Source organism: Salmonella sp. 741265073_HBA, assembly GCF_046569105.1.
Classification (GTDB): domain Bacteria; phylum Pseudomonadota; class Gammaproteobacteria; order Enterobacterales; family Enterobacteriaceae; genus Salmonella; species Salmonella enterica.
On the sequence record NZ_JBKFRY010000003.1, the window covers coordinates 311860 to 329361 of the forward strand.

At 53.4% G+C, this 17502-nt stretch carries 16 protein-coding genes; 13 read left to right on the plus strand and 3 right to left on the minus strand.

Annotated elements, in window-relative coordinates; translation table 11 throughout:
• Positions 1–12 precede the first annotated feature (12 nt).
• The gene (hemA, locus tag ACLD3P_RS06390; protein WP_000173208.1) at positions 13–1269 is read right to left on the minus strand and encodes a glutamyl-tRNA reductase; all 1257 of its coding nucleotides are present in this window, start codon (positions 1267–1269) and stop codon (positions 13–15) included.
• A 313-nt stretch (positions 1270–1582) separates the two neighbouring features.
• Between hemA and lolB the strand changes: the two genes are divergently transcribed.
• The 4 genes from lolB (at position 1583) to dauA (ending at position 6077) form a co-directional block, all read left to right on the plus strand.
• Positions 1583–2206, plus strand: coding sequence for a lipoprotein insertase outer membrane protein LolB (gene lolB, locus ACLD3P_RS06395; protein ID WP_000174484.1), 624 nt, complete (start codon positions 1583–1585; stop codon positions 2204–2206).
• Entirely contained in the window at positions 2203–3054 is an 852-nt protein-coding gene (gene ispE, locus ACLD3P_RS06400) for a 4-(cytidine 5'-diphospho)-2-C-methyl-D-erythritol kinase (protein WP_000988253.1), read from the plus strand. Before lolB ends, ispE begins: the two co-directional genes overlap by 4 nt.
• A 265-nt stretch (positions 3055–3319) precedes the next feature.
• Positions 3320–4267: a ribose-phosphate diphosphokinase gene (gene prs, locus ACLD3P_RS06405; RefSeq protein ID WP_001518537.1), complete on the plus strand. Its 948-nt coding sequence runs from the start codon at positions 3320–3322 to the stop codon at positions 4265–4267.
• 124 nt (positions 4268–4391) lie between these two features.
• A complete protein-coding gene (gene dauA / locus ACLD3P_RS06410) occupies positions 4392–6077 on the plus strand; it encodes a C4-dicarboxylic acid transporter DauA (protein WP_001037186.1) in 1686 nt (561 codons plus the stop codon).
• Between the two features lie 44 nt (positions 6078–6121).
• Here the strand turns inward: dauA and ychH are convergent, their stop codons facing one another.
• The gene (gene ychH / locus ACLD3P_RS06415; RefSeq protein WP_000823878.1) at positions 6122–6400 is read right to left on the minus strand and encodes a stress-induced protein YchH; all 279 of its coding nucleotides are present in this window, start codon (positions 6398–6400) and stop codon (positions 6122–6124) included.
• 275 nt (positions 6401–6675) lie between these two features.
• Here ychH and pth point away from each other — a divergent pair, with 275 nt between their 5' ends.
• Together pth and ychF are read left to right on the plus strand one after the other, a co-directional pair.
• Positions 6676–7260 carry an aminoacyl-tRNA hydrolase gene (pth, locus tag ACLD3P_RS06420; RefSeq protein WP_000985595.1) on the plus strand — a complete coding sequence of 195 codons (585 nt, stop codon included), beginning with the start codon at positions 6676–6678 and terminating at the stop codon, positions 7258–7260.
• A gap of 116 nt (positions 7261–7376) precedes the next feature.
• Positions 7377–8468 carry a redox-regulated ATPase YchF gene (gene ychF / locus ACLD3P_RS06425; RefSeq protein WP_131046079.1) on the plus strand — a complete coding sequence of 364 codons (1092 nt, stop codon included), beginning with the start codon at positions 7377–7379 and terminating at the stop codon, positions 8466–8468.
• Between the two features lie 158 nt (positions 8469–8626).
• Here the strand turns inward: ychF and ACLD3P_RS06430 are convergent, their stop codons facing one another.
• Positions 8627–9892, minus strand: coding sequence for a DUF4427 domain-containing protein (locus ACLD3P_RS06430; RefSeq protein WP_411006465.1), 1266 nt, complete (start codon positions 9890–9892; stop codon positions 8627–8629).
• A 492-nt stretch (positions 9893–10384) separates the two neighbouring features.
• Here ACLD3P_RS06430 and hyaA point away from each other — a divergent pair, with 492 nt between their 5' ends.
• The 7 genes from hyaA to appC all read left to right on the plus strand — a co-directional run bounded on the left by hyaA (position 10385) and on the right by appC (position 17494).
• Positions 10385–11503, plus strand: coding sequence for a hydrogenase 1 small subunit (gene hyaA / locus ACLD3P_RS06435; RefSeq protein WP_001058312.1), 1119 nt, complete (start codon positions 10385–10387; stop codon positions 11501–11503).
• The gene (gene hyaB, locus ACLD3P_RS06440; RefSeq protein ID WP_411006464.1) at positions 11500–13293 is read left to right on the plus strand and encodes a Ni/Fe-hydrogenase large subunit; all 1794 of its coding nucleotides are present in this window, start codon (positions 11500–11502) and stop codon (positions 13291–13293) included. Before hyaA ends, hyaB begins: the two co-directional genes overlap by 4 nt.
• A gap of 18 nt (positions 13294–13311) precedes the next feature.
• Positions 13312–14043, plus strand: coding sequence for a Ni/Fe-hydrogenase b-type cytochrome subunit (hyaC, locus tag ACLD3P_RS06445; RefSeq protein ID WP_000147031.1), 732 nt, complete (start codon positions 13312–13314; stop codon positions 14041–14043).
• The gene (gene hyaD / locus ACLD3P_RS06450) at positions 14040–14636 is read left to right on the plus strand and encodes a hydrogenase 1 maturation protease (RefSeq protein ID WP_000993804.1); all 597 of its coding nucleotides are present in this window, start codon (positions 14040–14042) and stop codon (positions 14634–14636) included. The genes hyaC and hyaD overlap by 4 nt, the downstream gene beginning before the upstream one ends.
• Positions 14626–15030, plus strand: a complete 405-nt coding sequence (gene hyaE, locus ACLD3P_RS06455; RefSeq protein ID WP_001262569.1) for a hydrogenase-1 operon protein HyaE — start codon at positions 14626–14628, stop codon at positions 15028–15030. The genes hyaD and hyaE overlap by 11 nt, the downstream gene beginning before the upstream one ends.
• On the plus strand, positions 15027–15875 hold the full coding sequence (locus ACLD3P_RS06460; RefSeq protein ID WP_001604952.1) for a hydrogenase expression/formation protein: 849 nt from the start codon (positions 15027–15029) through the stop codon (positions 15873–15875). Before hyaE ends, ACLD3P_RS06460 begins: the two co-directional genes overlap by 4 nt.
• 74 nt (positions 15876–15949) lie before the next feature.
• Positions 15950–17494 carry a cytochrome bd-II oxidase subunit 1 gene (gene appC / locus ACLD3P_RS06465; RefSeq protein ID WP_114047112.1) on the plus strand — a complete coding sequence of 515 codons (1545 nt, stop codon included), beginning with the start codon at positions 15950–15952 and terminating at the stop codon, positions 17492–17494.
• Positions 17495–17502: the final 8 nt, after the last annotated feature.

A 17502-nucleotide genomic window follows, 5' to 3' on the forward strand; every position in this document is an offset into this window, starting at 1 on the left:
TGGTGTGTGCTGCTACTCCAGCCCGAGGCTGTCGCGCAGAATATTCAGGCGTTCGTCATCCCCGTCACGGGCAGCCTGTTGAAGTGATTTCGTTGGCGCATGAATCAGGCGGTTGGTCAGTTTCCATGCCAGATCCTGCAAGATGGCTTGCGCATCACCGCCCTGTTGAAGGGCCGACAGCGCTTTGGTAGTCAGTTCGTCACGAATCTGCTCCGACTGACTACGGTATTCCCGAATGGTCTCGCTGGCCCCCTGGGCGCGTAGCCAGGCCATAAACTCGCTGGCTTCCTGCTCAACAATCGTTTCCGCTTCCACCGCCGCAGCCTGACGCTGCGCCAGATTATGCGAAATGATGCTCTGTAAATCATCGACGCTATAAAGATAAGCGTTCGCCAGTTTGCCGACTTCCGGCTCAACGTCGCGCGGTACGGCGATATCCACCAGCAGCATCGGCTGGTTGCGACGGCTTTTTAATGCGCGCTCCACCATGCCTTTACCGATAATCGGCAGCGGGCTGGCGGTCGAACTGATGATAATATCGGCATCCTGCAAGCGGGCGTCGATATCGCTGAGCGAGATAACCTCAGCGCCAACCTCATCCGCCAGGGCTTGCGCGCGCTCGCGGGTTCGGTTGGCGATAATCATCTTTTGTACTTTATGCTCGCGCAGGTGGCGCGCCACCAGTTCAATAGTTTCACCCGCGCCAACTAACAGTACAGTGACCGTCGACAGCGATTCGAAGATTTGGCGGGCGAGCGTACAGGCGGCAAACGCGACGGAGACGGCGCTGGCGCCGATATCGGTTTCAGTCCGCACTCGCTTGGCGACGGAAAACGACTTCTGAAACATTCGCTCCAGCGCGCTGGCGTTAAGGTGGCCTTTTTGCGAATCCGCAAACGCTTTTTTCACCTGACCGAGGATTTGCGGTTCGCCCAGCACCAGTGAATCCAGACCGCTGGCGACGCGCATCAGGTGGCTGACGGCGTCATTGTCCTGATGCCAGTACAGACTGTTGCGCAGATCGTCCTCGTTCAGGTTATGGTAATCGCATAACCAGCGGATCAGCGCTTCTTGCAGGTTATCCTGCTCTTCCACGCTCAGATACAGCTCTGTACGGTTACAGGTTGACAGCACGACCCCGCCCTGCACCATTGGCTGCGCAAGCAGGCTGTCCAGCGCCTGATCAAGCGTGTCCGGCGAAAACGTTACGCGTTCTCGCAGCGATACAGGTGCCGTTTTATGGTTAATACCGAGCGCTAAAAGGGTCATGTCTGCGGGAGTAGTACCAGCGTTGATATGGTTAGTCTGCTTGCATCATACAGGATGCGCGTGGTCAATAAAAGAGAGAGCCCCCTTTTGGAGTAATTGGCAGCGCTCGCTAATTTGATGATTTAAGACAACTTGAAAGTAGACGATGTCACCAGGCGGCGCTAGCATTAAAGGCTATAACTGTAACCGATAGCAAAAATTTGCCGAATCGCGGCGCGAACGTTTTTACAGCCTGCAGGTTCAGTTTTCAGGCCTGATAAGCGTAACGCCATCAGGCAATTATTGCACCGTATCACAAGGATTCGTCATCACTATGACCCTGCCCGATTTTCGCCTGATTCGTCTACTGCCGTTAGCAAGCCTGGTTCTCACCGCCTGTACGCTTCCTGGGCATAAAGGCCCGGGCAAGAGCCCGGATTCCCCTCAGTGGCGCCAGCATCAGCAAGAGGTGCGTCATCTGAATCAATACCAGACGCGCGGCGCCTTTGCTTACATCTCAGATGATCAGAAAGTCTATGCGCGCTTCTTCTGGCAACAGACCGGACAGGATCGCTACCGCCTGCTGCTTACCAACCCGCTGGGCAGCACCGAGCTGGAGCTTAACGCCCAGCCGGGCAACGTCCAGTTGGTGGATAACAAAGGCCAGCGTTATACCGCCGATGACGCCGAAGAGATGATCGGCAAACTCACCGGGATGCCGATTCCGTTAAACAGCCTGCGGCAGTGGATCCTCGGCCTGCCTGGCGATGCCACCGACTACAAACTGGACGACCAGTACCGCCTGAGCGAAGTGAACTACCGCCAGGATGGTAAAAACTGGAAAGTGGTTTACGGTGGCTATGACAGCAAAACGCAGCCTGCCATGCCTGCCAATATGGAGCTTTCAGACGGCAGTCAGCGCATTAAGCTGAAAATGGATAACTGGATTGTGAAATGATGACCCATTGGCCTTCTCCGGCAAAATTAAACCTGTTTTTATATATCACCGGACAGCGTGCAGACGGCTACCACACGCTGCAGACGCTGTTTCAGTTTCTGGATTATGGCGACACACTCCACATCGAACCGCGTCACGATGGCGAAATCCATTTATTAACGCCGGTTACCGGCGTTGAAAATGAAGACAATCTGATCGTCCGCGCCGCGCGGCTGTTGATGAAAGTCGCCTCGGAGAGTGGACGCCTGCCCGCCGGAAGCGGTGCGGATATCAGCATTGAGAAGCGCCTTCCCATGGGCGGCGGTCTGGGTGGCGGCTCGTCTAACGCCGCGACCGTTCTGGTGGCGCTCAATCATCTTTGGCAATGCGGGCTTTCCATTGATGAACTGGCGACGCTCGGCCTGACGCTCGGCGCCGACGTCCCGGTCTTTGTTCGTGGCCACGCCGCGTTTGCCGAAGGCGTAGGCGAAATATTAACGCCGGTGAATCCGCCGGAAAAATGGTATCTGGTCGCGCACCCTGGCGTAAGCATTCCGACGCCGGTTATCTTTAAAGATCCTCAATTGCCGCGTAATACGCCAAAAAGGTCAATAGATACGTTACTAAAATGTGAATTCAGCAATGATTGCGAGGTTATCGCAAGAAAACGTTTTCGCGAGGTTGATGCGGCGCTTTCCTGGCTGTTAGAATACGCGCCGTCGCGCCTGACTGGGACAGGGGCCTGTGTCTTTGCTGAATTCGATACAGAGTCTTGTGCTCGCCAGGTGCTTGAGCAAGCCCCGGAATGGCTCAATGCTTTTGTGGCGAAGGGTGTCAACCTCTCCCCATTGCATCGAGAGTTACTCTAACGCATTCGGGTTTCAGGAAGATGGCGAAATGACGAATCGCCGGTCATATATGCCGTATTTGACCGGTGTGAGGCATCGATACCAGCGCACATGAAACGTGAATGAAGACGAGTAAGCCGGGCAAGCTGAGCTTCGGTGACAACGTCACCTTGTTCCAGACGTTGCATCGCGCTCTTTAATACACCGCCTGGATAGGATTTTGCCTGGCCCGCACAGTTTTCGGCAGATTCTTTCCACCAATGGACGCATGCCTGAGGTTCTTCTCGTGCCTGATATGAAGCTTTTTGCTGGTAACGCCACCCCGGAACTAGCACAACGTATTGCCAACCGCCTGTACACTTCTCTCGGCGACGCCGCCGTAGGTCGCTTTAGCGACGGCGAAGTCAGCGTACAAATCAACGAAAATGTACGCGGTGGTGATATTTTCATCATCCAGTCCACTTGTGCCCCAACCAACGACAACCTGATGGAATTGGTCGTTATGGTTGATGCCCTGCGTCGTGCTTCCGCAGGTCGTATCACCGCCGTTATCCCCTACTTTGGCTATGCACGTCAGGACCGTCGCGTACGTTCCGCCCGTGTGCCGATTACCGCAAAAGTTGTCGCTGACTTCCTGTCCAGCGTCGGCGTTGACCGCGTTCTCACCGTAGATCTGCATGCTGAACAGATCCAGGGCTTCTTTGACGTTCCGGTTGATAACGTGTTCGGTAGCCCAATCCTGCTCGAAGATATGCTGCAACTGAATCTGGATAACCCGATCGTGGTTTCCCCGGATATTGGCGGCGTGGTTCGTGCCCGCGCTATCGCTAAGCTGCTGAACGATACCGATATGGCTATCATTGATAAACGTCGTCCGCGCGCGAACGTTTCTCAGGTGATGCACATCATCGGCGACGTCGCTGGCCGTGACTGCGTGCTGGTTGATGATATGATCGATACCGGCGGTACTCTGTGCAAAGCAGCAGAAGCATTGAAAGAACGTGGCGCTAAACGCGTGTTTGCCTACGCGACGCACCCGATCTTCTCAGGCAATGCGGCAAACAACCTGCGCAACTCCGTCATTGATGAAGTCGTTGTCTGCGACACCATTCCGCTGACCGACGAAATCAAAGCGCTGCCGAACGTGCGTACTTTGACCCTGTCAGGTATGCTGGCCGAAGCGATTCGCCGTATCAGCAACGAAGAATCGATTTCCGCCATGTTCGAGCATTGATCGAACCCGGATCTGAAACCCGCTGCGGCGGGTTTTTTTGTCTGTAACACCCTTTTGTATGACTTATGCCTCCTTCACCTGCCATTTAGTTGACAGATGATGCGCTCATGGATGAAACATTATTGTGAACAAATTATTTTCCTCACATGTGATGCCTTTCCGCGCTCTCATCGATGCTTGCTGGAAAGAAAAATATACCGCCTCCCGGTTCACCCGTGATGTGATAGCCGGGATCACCGTCGGGATTATTGCTATCCCGCTGGCGATGGCGCTGGCAATTGGCAGTGGCGTTGCGCCGCAATATGGCCTCTATACCTCCGCTGTCGCCGGGATCGTGATCGCGCTAACCGGCGGCTCGCGCTTTAGCGTTTCCGGCCCTACCGCCGCGTTTGTGGTGATTTTGTATCCGGTATCGCAACAGTTTGGTCTGGCGGGCCTACTGGTCGCCACGCTGATGTCGGGCTTCTTCCTGATCCTTTTCGGCCTGGCGAGACTGGGGCGATTGATTGAATATATCCCGGTGTCGGTCACGTTGGGTTTTACATCAGGGATTGGTATTACCATCGGTACCATGCAGATTAAAGATTTTCTTGGTCTGCAGATGGCCCATGTGCCAGAGCACTATTTGCAGAAAGTCGGCGCGCTGTTTATGGCGTTGCCCACCGTCAATATTGGCGATGCCGCCATTGGCGTGGTAACGCTGGGAACGTTGATTTTCTGGCCGCGTCTCGGTATTCGTCTGCCAGGACATCTTCCCGCGCTGCTGGCTGGTTGCGCCGTGATGGGGATCGTTAATCTGCTGGGCGGCAATGTGGCGACTATCGGCTCACAGTTCCATTATGTTCTGGCTGACGGCACTCAGGGCAACGGCATCCCGCAGCTCCTGCCGCAACTGATGCTGCCGTGGAGTCTTCCTGGCTCCGATTTCACGCTAAGCTGGGATTCACTGCGCGCGCTGCTGCCAGCGGCCTTCTCGATGGCAATGCTGGGGGCAATCGAATCATTGCTCTGCGCCGTCGTGCTGGACGGCATGACCGGCACCAAACATAAAGCTAACAGCGAACTTATCGGCCAGGGGCTGGGGAATATGGTCGCGCCGTTCTTTGGCGGCATCACCGCCACCGCCGCGATTGCCCGCTCTGCCGCCAACGTCCGCGCTGGCGCGACCTCTCCCGTCTCAGCGGTAATTCACGCTATCCTGGTTATTCTGGCGCTACTGGTCTTAGCCCCGCTACTCTCCTGGCTGCCGCTTTCCGCGATGGCGGCGCTACTGCTGATGGTGGCATGGAATATGAGTGAAGCCCATAAAGTGGTGGATCTGTTACGCCATGCACCGAAAGACGACATTATCGTTATGCTGCTGTGCATGTCATTAACGGTTCTGTTTGATATGGTCATCGCCATCAGCGTGGGGATTGTCCTTGCTTCCCTGCTGTTTATGCGCCGTATTGCGCGAATGACTCGACTTGCGCCGGTCAATGTCGATGTGCCTGATGATGTGCTGGTGCTGCGTGTTATCGGTCCGCTCTTTTTCGCTGCGGCGGAAGGGCTGTTTACCGACCTTGAGTCACGTATTAAGGGCAAACGTATCGTCGTTCTGAAATGGGACGCAGTGCCAGTACTGGATGCAGGCGGGCTTGATGCTTTTCAGCGTTTTGTGAAGCGTCTGCCGGAGGGTTGCGAATTGCGTATCAGTAACCTGGAGTTCCAACCGCTGCGCACAATGGCGCGTGCCGGTATCAAACCTATTCCCGGGCGTCTGACCTTCTTCCCGAACAGGACGGAGGCGTTAGCGGATTTACTCAGTTAATGGACAATGCCCGGTGGCGATAACGCTTACCGGGCCTGAACCGGTTAGCTATGACGACGATTGTCGTTACGGCGGCAACGTTTGTCATAGTGACGTACCCACCAATATTTGTCGCTCACCTGCTCATGCCCCCCTACACGAGCCCCCGCCAGCCAAAGAACTGCACCGACAAAAATGCTCAGTATTGCGCCATGCGCAAAAAATTGCGGCAAATTAAACTGCGGCAGTTGGTTTAAAATAGAGTAACCCACGCCGACAACCATCACGACCAGCCCCAACCCCATCAGCACGTTACCGAATAACGAAGCGTTTTTGCGTTTCATATGTCACCTCCGGAACTTTTGGGTTGTTTTTAGGAAATCCCCCTAAACTTTATGTGTAAAGTATAGACAACACTTTCGTTTGTAAGTGCGGCTGTGATCACAAATGTAAAGTTTCATTTAACAAAACTTTACAAATAACACACTGAACAGTTTACATTTTTAATAATCAATGCTGGCAATTATTTAATTTACTTCAGAGTGTCGCTGTGTTTTGTCAAGCGGGCAGACAGACAGTAAACTACGCGCCAGTTATGGATCTACTCAGGACAAAAAACGTGGCAATTAAATTGATTGTTGGTCTGGCGAATCCCGGCGCGGAATATGCCGCGACGCGACACAATGCAGGCGCATGGTACGTCGATTTACTGGCGGAGCGCCTGCGTGCGCCATTGCGTGAAGAGCCTAAATTCTTTGGCTATACCTCACGCATCACGCTGGAAGGGGAAGATGTTCGCCTGCTGGTACCCACCACGTTCATGAACCTCAGTGGTAAAGCAGTTGGCGCAATGGCCAGTTTTTACCGTATTCAGCCGGACGAAATTCTGGTCGCTCACGACGAGTTGGATCTCCCTCCGGGCGTCGCGAAATTTAAACTTGGCGGCGGCCACGGCGGCCACAATGGTCTGAAAGACATCATCAGCAAGCTGGGCAATAATCCCAACTTTCACCGCTTACGCGTTGGAATTGGTCATCCAGGCGATAAAAATAAAGTTGTTGGTTTCGTGCTGGGTAAACCCCCTGTTTCTGAACAAAAATTAATTGATGAGGCCATTGACGAAGCGGCACGCTGTACGGAATTGTGGTTCAAAGAGGGTCTGGCCAAAGCAACAAGCCGTTTACATACCTTTAAGGCGCAATAACCAGTGATGTGCGGCATTTTTGCCGCACGCCGTGTATAATAGGCGAAGTTATTTCCATTTCTGCAATCTGTTTTCTATAACAGGTTGATTATTAAGATATTAAGGTGAGTTAAATCATGGGATTCAAATGCGGTATCGTCGGTCTGCCCAACGTCGGGAAATCCACCCTGTTCAACGCGCTGACAAAAGCCGGTATTGAAGCGGCAAACTTTCCGTTCTGCACTATCGAACCGAATACCGGTGTCGTGCCGATGCCCGATCCGCGTCTGGACCAGTTGGCTGAGATTGTTAAACCGCAACGCATTCTACCAACCACGATGGAGTTCGTGGATATCGCCGGTCTGGTGAAAGGCGCGTCCAAAGGCGAAGGGTTGGGTAACCAGTTCCTGACCAATATCCGTGAAACCGAAGCTATCGGTCACGTGGTTCGCTGCTTTGAGAACGACAATATCATCCACGTGGCGGGTAAAGTAAATCCGGCAGAAGATATTGATGTTATCAATACCGAGCTGGCGCTGGCTGACCTCGATACCTGCGAGCGCGCTATCCATCGCGTACAGAAGAAAGCCAAAGGCGGCGATAAAGACGCCAAAGCGGAACTGGCCGCGCTGGAAAAATGCCTGCCGCACCTGGCCGAAGCGGGGATGCTGCGTTCGCTGAACCTGACGGACGAAGATAAAGCGGCTATCCGTTATTTAAGCTTCCTGACGCTGAAGCCGACGATGTATATCGCTAACGTCAATGAAGACGGTTTTGAAAATAACCCGTATCTCGACCAGGTTCGCGAAATCGCCGCCAAAGAAGGTTCGGTCGTGGTTCCGGTGTGTGCTGCTGTCGAAGCTGATATTGCTGAGCTGGATGATGACGAGCGCGACGAATTTATGGCTGAACTGGGTCTGGAAGAACCGGGGCTGAACCGCGTTATTCGCGCAGGTTATCGCCTGCTGAACCTCCAGACCTACTTTACCGCCGGGGTGAAAGAAGTTCGCGCATGGACCATTCCGGTTGGCGCAACCGCGCCGCAGGCGGCAGGTAAAATCCATACCGACTTCGAAAAAGGCTTTATCCGCGCCCAAACTATCGCCTTTGACGACTTTATTACCTATAAAGGTGAACAAGGCGCGAAAGAAGCCGGTAAGATGCGAGCGGAAGGCAAAGATTACATCGTTAAAGATGGCGATATAATGAACTTCCTGTTCAACGTCTAAATAAAATTTGTTGTCTCATGAGGTTTCATTGAACCTCATGAGAGGCAAAGAAAGTCATAAAATCCACGCAGCCGCGTGGATTTTTTATTTCATAATATCTCAACTCATGCTGACAGGCTCAATTAACGCAGAGCTAACAGGGTAAGTTCTTTTCTTAATTACCAGTCGACATTCACTGTATGATTATAAAAAGGATGCTGATCCTTTAGCGGCGTCTCATAACTTGGGATCGCATCATAATCATCTTTTCCCTGAACGGAATACCTTCCCGCTTCGATATCAAAACGATGTTTGAGCCATCCCGCAACATGACTTGCGAAAGCTTGTTTCCTTCCTAATGGCCAATCGACAAAAGCCAAATTAACATCTAATAAGTACCTCCCTTCTTTATTAACCTTGATCATTCCAGCCTGCAGTAACGCCCGTACCACCTGGGATTGGTTATCATGAATCCAGACCCAGGCATTTCCAAATTCCATTGCATAACTATCATTTAGAAAATCTTTTTTTGAGTATAATTCACTTACATAATCATTGATAGAATCAGCATAATTTTTTACTTTAGATGCAGATAAATCAAAAAAAGATTCAAATCTGAAAGTATTATCATTAATACAAGACAGTAACGCGCCCGGTTCCGAGAGCTGGGTCCATGATTGTAAACTCTCTACAGCTATAATGAATTTGAAAGTATTTCTTCCAATTACACCCCGGTCAATTAAAGTTAAAATATCGTGAGCTACGGTAGGGATATCTTCTGCAAACGGGACGATTATTCCCGCACCACTTATTTCGCTTGATTTAAAATCAAACCCTGGGGTACTTTCAATGTTTTCCGGAATACCATACTCTTTAATATGATTAAGGAAATTTTTAATATCGCCACGATATGGCCATCGCCATTCACGTTCATGCGTCCAGTCAACCTTACCTGGAACATAAGTAACGTATCTATATTGTTCAATCAAAGGAAGAGCCGTTTCATCAAGAATACGTTCCCCGTTTCTGCCTTGCGAGCATAGAGCATTGTTATGCTGATCCAACCCATATATGACTGGCCTTGCCCCATAATTAAACATTTGCTCTTTAGGTAAAACGATTGCATATAAACCGATTTTTTCATTTCGTTCTAATCGGCGAACACCAGTTTCTAAATAAGCTGCAATCGGCATATCTGTAAAGCATACCACCGGGGAGTCACCATATACGGTTCGTTGCCCATTTCGGTATGACCAGGACGAGAAAATTTTATGACTGCGTAAAGATAATCGAAGTAAATATTTAGCATCAATGAAACATGCGTGGTGCTGATTATTAAAACCACAGTGTTCAGGCAAATAAATATGGCTACCGGTCTCTAAATCAACGTCCCGAAAAAAATGAATCAAATAATCGGACAAGTCAAATCTGATGTTATTTTTCATGGGACGCCCTCTTTCAAACGGTCTCTTTTTTGCATTCCTTTAAAACCAGCATCACTATTTTATATAAAAATCTTCACGAAGTATGCTTCTTTTAACGATGACATCAAATCCTCCCTCCTTTTGCGTCAACTTACGTATCCTGAAATGGCGAGACCAGGCTAAATCTACCCGAGGTCACTCGCTGAAACCTCATCCTGGAACAAGCTCAACCGTCCTTCCCCGCCACGGCCCTTTCGCCGAAAAACCGATAATGGGTATAAATATACCGCTATAAGCTATACCCACACACTTCACATTGTTTCTTATCGTTAATCCGATACGCTTTTTTCACATTATTTCTGGCGATATACGCCGGTGCAAAGTGAATCGGGCTCGTTTCCGCGCTCGCGCGTAACACAATGATTTGCCTTGCTGGCGGAACGTCAACGGACCCGCAAAAGCGCCTTATGCCCCTGGCGGAGCGTGGTGCAAAAAGGAGAAAAAATACGCGTTATGAATAACGAGGAGACCTTTTATCAAGCCATGCGTCGTAAGGGAGTGACCCGACGCAGCTTTCTCAAATTCTGTAGCCTTGCCGCCACATCGCTGGGACTGGGCGCCGGAATGACGCCAAAGATCGCCTGGGCGCTGGAGAATAAACCGCGGATTCCGGTGGTCTGGATTCATGGACTGGAATGCACCTGCTGTACCGAATCCTTTATCCGTTCCTCGCACCCGCTAGCCAAAGATGTGATCCTCTCGCTGATTTCCCTCGATTATGACGACACCCTGATGGCCGCCGCCGGCGCACAGGCCGAAGAAGTCTTTGACGATATTACCACTCGCTACGCCGGGAAATACATTCTGGCGGTGGAAGGCAATCCGCCGTTAGGAGAACAAGGGATGTTCTGTATCAGCGGCGGTCGCCCGTTTATTGAAAAACTGAAGAAAGCCGCTGCGGGCGCCAGCGCTATTATCGCCTGGGGAAACTGCGCCTCCTGGGGTTGCGTCCAGGCCGCCCGCCCCAATCCAACCCAGGCAACGCCTATCGATAAAGTGATCACCGACAAGCCGATCGTGAAGGTTCCAGGATGTCCGCCAATCCCGGATGTCATGAGCGCCATTATCACCTATATGGTGACGTTTGATCGTCTGCCGGAACTCGATCGCATGGGCCGTCCACTAATGTTCTACGGTCAGCGTATCCACGATAAATGCTACCGCCGCGCCCATTTTGACGCCGGTGAATTTGTCGAGAGCTGGGATGATGACGCCGCCCGCAAGGGATACTGCCTGTACAAGATGGGCTGTAAAGGACCAACCACCTATAACGCCTGCTCCTCCACACGCTGGAATGACGGCGTCTCCTTTCCTATCCAGTCCGGTCACGGATGTCTGGGATGTTCAGAAAATGGTTTCTGGGATCGCGGCTCGTTTTATAGCCGCGTGGTGGATATTCCCCAGATGGGTACCCATTCAACCGCCGATACGGTGGGGCTGACCGCGCTGGGCGTGGTCGCGGCGGGCGTTGGCGGTCACGCTGTCGCCAGCGCGCTCAACCAACGTAAACGCCACAAACAACAGTTAGCGCAAGCCGAACAACAGCCGGACAATGAGGATAAACAGGCATGAGTAACCAGTATCAAACCCAGGGTTATACCGTTAACGACGCCGGCCGTCGTCTGATCGTGGACCCGATTACCCGCATCGAAGGGCATATGCGCTGCGAAGTGAACATTGATGAGCAAAACGTCATTACCAATGCCGTTTCCTGCGGCACAATGTTCCGCGGGCTGGAGATCATTCTGCAAGGCCGTGACCCGCGTGACGCCTGGGCGTTTGTTGAACGTATTTGTGGTGTCTGTACCGGGGTACATGCTCTGGCATCGGTGTACGCTATCGAAGATGCGATTGGTATCCAGGTGCCGGATAACGCCAATATTATACGTAACATCATGCTGGCTACGTTGTGGTGTCACGATCATCTGGTCCATTTTTATCAGTTAGCCGGTATGGACTGGATTGATGTTCTGAATGCGCTGAAAGCCGATCCGCGCGCCACCTCGCAGTTGGCGCAAAGCCTTTCCGCCTGGCCGATGTCATCGCCGGGCTACTTCTTTGACGTACAAAATCGATTAAAGAAATTTGTCGATGGCGGTCAGCTTGGGATATTCCGTAACGGCTATTGGGGACATCCACAGTACAAACTGTCGCCAGAGGCTAATCTGATGGGTTTTGCCCACTATCTTGAAGCCCTCGACTTCCAGCGCGAGATCGTCAAAATCCATACCATATTTGGCGGTAAGAACCCCCATCCTAACTGGATCGTCGGCGGGATGCCGTGCGCGATCAATCTCGATCAAAGCGGCGCGGTCGGGGCTATCAATATGGAGCGCCTCAACCTGGTGCAGTCGATCATCACCCGCACCGCCGACTTCATTAACAACGTGATGGTTCCGGACGCGCTGGCTATCGGCCAGTTCAATAAAGCATGGAGTCAAATTGGCACCGGTCTGTCGGATACATGCGTGCTGAGCTACGGCGCATTTCCGGACATTGCCAACGACTTCAGCCAGCAAAGCCTGTTAATGCCGGGTGGCGCGGTGGTCAATGGCGATTTTAAAAATGTCATGCCGGTAGATTTGGCCGATCCGCAGCAGATACAGGAGTTTGTGGATCACGCCTGGTACCGCTATCCGGACGATCGGCTGGGTCGTCATCCTTTTGACGGCATTACCGATCCCTGGTACAACCCGGGTGATGTCAAAGGCAGCGATACGCATATCCAGCAGCTCAACGAGCAGGAACGTTACTCCTGGATTAAAGCGCCGCGCTGGCGGGGTCATGCCATGGAAGTCGGCCCGCTTGCCCGAACGCTTATCGCGTACCACAAAGGGGATGCCGCCACCATAGAGTCGGTAGATCGCATGATGTCCGCCCTTAAACTGCCGCTCTCCGGTATCCAGTCTACGCTTGGTCGTATTTTATGCCGCGCGCACGAAGCGCAATGGGCCGTCGGTAAGCTGCAGTATTTTTTCGACAGGCTTATGACCAACCTGAAAAACGGCGACCTGGCCACCGCCAATACCGAGAAATGGGAACCGGCCAGTTGGCCGCAGCACTGCCGCGGCATCGGTTTTACCGAAGCGCCTCGCGGAGCGTTGGGACACTGGGCGTCAATACGCGATCAGAAGATTGAACTCTATCAGTGCGTGGTTCCCACCACCTGGAACGCCAGCCCGCGCGATCCTAAAAAACAGATCGGCGCCTATGAAGCGGCATTGATGGGAACGCAAATGGCGATTCCCGACCAACCGTTAGAAATCCTGAGGACGCTGCACAGCTTCGACCCCTGCCTCGCCTGTTCAACCCACGTGCTCGGCGACGACGGCAGCGAACTGATTGCCGTCCAGGTACGCTAAGCGTTAAGGAAAAGAACGATGACTGGAAAGCTATCTCCACGCGTCGGGGAGGCGCGTGATACTGCCGTCAGCCACTATGTGTTTGAAGCGCCGGTACGCCTGTGGCACTGGCTAACGGTGGCCTGCATGTTGGTACTGATGGTAACAGGCTACTTCATTGGCCGACCGCTGCCGTCGGTGAGTGGCGAGGCGACCTATCTGTTTTACATGGGCTATATCCGGCTGATCCACTTTGCCGCCGCGATGATCTTTACCGTGTTACTGCTGGGGCGAATTTATTGGGCCTGTGTCGGCAACCGCTATTCGCGAGAGCTGTTTATCGTCCCGGTCTGGCGTCGCAGTTGGTGGCAAGGCGCTTTCTCCGTGGTCCGCTGGTATCTGTTTCTGGAGAAAAAACCGGGGAGCGACATCGGACATAACCCTGTCGCGCAGGCCGCGATGTTCGGCTATTTCCTGTTATCGGTATTTATGATCCTCACCGGTTTCGCTCTGTTTGGCGAGCATAGCCAGTACGCCATCTTTGCGCCGTTCCGCTATGTAGTTGAATTTTTCTACTGGACCGGCGGCAACTCCATCGATATTCACAGTTGGCACCGACTGGGCATGTGGCTGATCGCCGCCTTCATCGTCGGGCACGTTTACCTCGCTATCCGGGAAGACATTATGTCCGACGATACGGTGATCTCCACCATGATCAATGGCTATCGCAGCCACAAATTCCCCAAACCGCACGACAAGGAGCCCTCATGAATGCGCAACGCGTAGTGGTGATGGGGTTAGGAAACCTGCTGTGGGCCGATGAAGGATTCGGTATCCGGGTCGCGGAGCGTTTGTATGCCCGATATCACTGGCCTGAAGAGGTTGAAATTGTGGACGGCGGTACGCAAGGGCTAAACCTGTTAGGTTATGTTGAGCAAGCCAGCCATCTCCTGCTCCTTGACGCGATCGATTATGGCCTGGCGCCGGGCAGCCTGCGCACCTATGCCGGCGAGAAAATCCCCGCGTATCTCAGCGCCAAAAAAATGAGCCTGCATCAAAACAGTTTTTCCGAAGTTCTGGCGCTGGCCGACATCCGCGGGCATCTGCCCTGTCACATTGCGCTGGTCGGCCTGCAACCGGCGCTACTGGACGACTACGGCGGTAGCCTGAGCGAAATAGCTCGCAGCCAGCTACCGGCGGCGGAACAGGCCGCCCTGGAGCAACTGGCCGCCTGGGGGATCGTACCGCAGGCAAACGAGGTCGCACGCTGCCTGAACTATAAATGCCTGTCGATGGAAAATTATGAGGGAGTGCGCATACGTCAGTATCAGACACGTCTGGAGGGCAAAAGAAGTGGCGAATGACACCCCGTTCTCTGCGCTATGGCAACGCCTGTTAACCCGGGGATGGCAACCGGTAGAGGCTTCCACGGTAGACGACTGGATCAAACTGGTTGGAGATGGCGTCATCCTGTTAAGTAGCGATCCGCGGCGTACGCCGGAAGTCAGCGATAACCCGGTGATGATTGCCGAACTCCTGCGTGAGTTCCCGCAGTTTGACTGGCAGGTGGCGGTGGCCGACCTTGAACAAAGCGAAGCTATCGGCGATCGCTTTAATGTTCGTCGGTTTCCGGCGACGTTGGTTTTTACAGACGGCGAGCTACGCGGCGCGCTCAGCGGCATTCATCCCTGGGCTGAACTGCTCACGCTGATGCGTTCGATGGTTGACACTCCCGCAGCGCAGGAGATAGCACAATGAGCAACGCCTTTTTTCATCTGCTGGGGCCAGGTACGCAGCCTGATGACGCCAGTTTCTCGATGAATCCCCTACCGCTCACCTGTCAGGTCAATGGCGACCCAAGTATGGCGGCGCTGGAGCACTGCGCTCACAGCCCGGCGGTGATGGCATTGTTGACCGATCTGCGAGGTCAGCTTGCCCGGCGCATTCCGGAAGTCGGCGACGTGCTGGGATGGGAGTTATCTCCCCTGAATGCCGATGATCTCTCATTCCTCAATACGTTATTGGGCGAAGGCGAAGTCTCGGTACGCATTCAGCATCCGGACGGGAGTGAAAGCGAGATCCAGGAGACCATCTTCTGCGGCCTGTGGCGGGTACGCCATCTGCATAACCGACGCCTGCTGACGGATCGTCTGGAAGCGGGTAGCGCGCCCCTGACATTATGGCAAGCGGCTACCGCCGATACGCTGCCTGACGACTCTCTGCTGCCTCCGCCTGTCGCTGGCCTGATGAATGGACTGCCGCTGGCCCATGAGTTATTGGCGCACGTACGCGATCCGGCGTTGCAACCTCACAGCATCAATTTGACCCAACTGCCGCTCAGCGAGGCCGATCGTCTTTTTCTGGCGCGTTTATGCGGACACGGGAACATCCAGATTCGCATCTCCGGGTATGGCGAAAGCCAAATCAACGCCACAGCATTGCGCCATCTCTGGCATGTGCGCTGTCTGGACGCCCTTAAAGGGCCGTTGCTCGATAGCTATGAGATTTGTCCTTTGCCGGAGCTGGTACTGGCGGCCCCGGAAGATCTGGCCGATTCGCGCCAGCGCCTGGATGAAGTCTGCCGATGGCTGGAGACGCGCTAGGGCTCTCAACAGGAACGTCACCGGTGTCCGGTACTGATTAGCTTTTTACTCTCTTTCTGCCTACAGGAGTTAGCATGTGGGATGTCATTGACTTATCGCGCTGGCAGTTTGCGCTGACCGCGCTGTATCACTTTTTATTTGTTCCTCTTACGCTTGGGCTGATTTTTTTGCTGGCCGTCATGGAGACGATCTATGTGGTGACGGGGAAAACCGTCTACCGCGATATGACGCGTTTCTGGGGCAAGCTCTTCGGGATCAATTTTGCTCTCGGTGTGGCTACCGGCCTGACCATGGAGTTTCAGTTCGGGACTAACTGGTCGCTCTATTCCAACTATGTGGGCGATATTTTCGGCGCGCCGCTGGCGATGGAAGCGTTACTGGCCTTCTTTCTCGAATCCACTTTTGTCGGCCTGTTCTTTTTCGGCTGGCAGCGGCTGAATAAATACCAACACCTGCTGGTCACCTGGCTGGTGGCCTTCGGCTCCAATATTTCAGCATTATGGATTCTGAATGCCAATGGCTGGATGCAGTATCCTACCGGCGCTCATTTCAACATCGATACATTACGGATGGAAATGAGCAGCTTCAGCGATCTGGTCTTTAACCCGGTGAGCCAGGTGAAATTCGTCCATACCGTCATGTCCGGTTATGTCACCGGCGCCATGTTTATTATGTCCATCAGCGCCTGGTATCTGCTACGTGGCCGCGAGCGTGAGGTGGCCTTGCGCTCGTTTGCTATCGGCTCAGTATTCGGCACCCTGGCCATTCTGGGAACCCTGCAACTGGGGGACAGTTCGGCCTACGAAGTCGCCCAAATTCAGCCGGTGAAACTGGCGGCGATGGAAGGCGAATGGCAAACCGAACCCGCGCCCGCGCCGTTTCATCTGATTGCCTGGCCGCAGCAGGAACAGGAGCGTAATGCATTTGCCGTGAAGATCCCTGCTCTGCTGGGTATTCTGGCCACCCATTCGCTGGATACGCCGGTTCCGGGGTTAAAAAACCTAATGGACGACACTCTGCCGCGCCTGAAGCGTGGCCGGGAGGCCTGGCTGCTCATGCAGGAGATATCGCAAGGCAATCGCTCGCCGCAGGTACTGAATGCGTTTCACGCCGTTGAGGGCGATCTGGGGTACGGCATTCTGCTGGCGAAATATGCCCCGGATATGAACCATGTGACGCCGGAGCAGTATCGTGCGGCCCAGCGTGGCGCTATTCCTCAGGTGGCGCCGGTGTTCTGGAGTTTCCGTATTATGGTCGGCTGCGGTTCGCTGCTGTTAGTGGTGATGTTGATTGCGTTGATACAGACGCTGCGAATGCGTATCGACCAGCATCGCTGGGTATTGCGTATGACGCTCTGGAGCCTGCCGTTACCGTGGATTGCCATTGAAGCCGGTTGGTTTATGACGGAGTTTGGCCGTCAGCCCTGGGCGATTCAGGACATTCTGCCGACCTGGTACGCTCACTCCGCGCTAACGCCGGGCCAGTTGGCCTTCTCAATGGGGCTTATCCTCGGACTTTACACCCTGTTTTTAATCGCGGAAGTCTATCTGATGCAGAAGTACGCGCGTCTTGGGCCAAGCGCCATGCAACATCAACAACAAGCGCAACAACAGGGATAAAGGAGACA

Coding starts and splice junctions, on each gene's coding strand:
- hemA (WP_000173208.1), bottom strand. CDS start 1,269: ATGACCCTTTTAGCGCTCGGTATTAACCATAAAACGGCACCTGTATCG.
- lolB (WP_000174484.1), top strand. CDS start 1,583: ATGACCCTGCCCGATTTTCGCCTGATTCGTCTACTGCCGTTAGCAAGC.
- ispE (WP_000988253.1), top strand. CDS start 2,203: ATGATGACCCATTGGCCTTCTCCGGCAAAATTAAACCTGTTTTTATAT.
- ychH (WP_000823878.1), bottom strand. CDS start 6,400: ATGAAACGCAAAAACGCTTCGTTATTCGGTAACGTGCTGATGGGGTTG.
- ychF (WP_131046079.1), top strand. CDS start 7,377: ATGGGATTCAAATGCGGTATCGTCGGTCTGCCCAACGTCGGGAAATCC.
- ACLD3P_RS06430 (WP_411006465.1), bottom strand. CDS start 9,892: ATGAAAAATAACATCAGATTTGACTTGTCCGATTATTTGATTCATTTT.
- hyaA (WP_001058312.1), top strand. CDS start 10,385: ATGAATAACGAGGAGACCTTTTATCAAGCCATGCGTCGTAAGGGAGTG.
- hyaB (WP_411006464.1), top strand. CDS start 11,500: ATGAGTAACCAGTATCAAACCCAGGGTTATACCGTTAACGACGCCGGC.
- hyaC (WP_000147031.1), top strand. CDS start 13,312: ATGACTGGAAAGCTATCTCCACGCGTCGGGGAGGCGCGTGATACTGCC.
- hyaD (WP_000993804.1), top strand. CDS start 14,040: ATGAATGCGCAACGCGTAGTGGTGATGGGGTTAGGAAACCTGCTGTGG.
- ACLD3P_RS06460 (WP_001604952.1), top strand. CDS start 15,027: ATGAGCAACGCCTTTTTTCATCTGCTGGGGCCAGGTACGCAGCCTGAT.
- appC (WP_114047112.1), top strand. CDS start 15,950: ATGTGGGATGTCATTGACTTATCGCGCTGGCAGTTTGCGCTGACCGCG.